The 317-nt window shown below is 64.7% G+C and carries 1 protein-coding gene; it reads left to right on the top strand.

Annotated elements, in window-relative coordinates:
• Positions 1–19: 19 nt before the first annotated feature.
• The coding region (locus AC5RWT_RS38150; RefSeq protein WP_494084726.1) for an IS110 family transposase at positions 20–317 on the top strand (298 nt) is incomplete at its 3' end.

Here is a 317-nt window from a genome sequence, read left to right as displayed (position 1 = left end):
CTGATGAGGGGAGAATGCATTGCCGCAACTGTGGGCCGGGATTGATGCCGGCAAAACCCACCACCATTGCATCGTCATCGACGATGAAGGTACCCGCCTGTTATCCCAGCGCGTCGCCAACGATGAGACGGACCTGCTGGATCTGATCGCTAGCGTTGCCGCCCTCGGTGACGGGGGAGAAGTGGTCTGGGCCGTGGACCTGAACCACGGCGGGGCCGCCCTGTTGATTGCCCTGCTCGCCGCCCACGATCAGCGCCTGCTCTACATCCCCGGACGCACGGTCCACCACGCTTCCCGAACCTACCGCGGCGACGGGA

Source organism: Arthrobacter sp. Dra40 (genome assembly GCF_059091905.1).
Note: the sequence above shows the minus strand (reverse complement) of the source record. Positions and strands in the feature narration are given on the sequence as shown.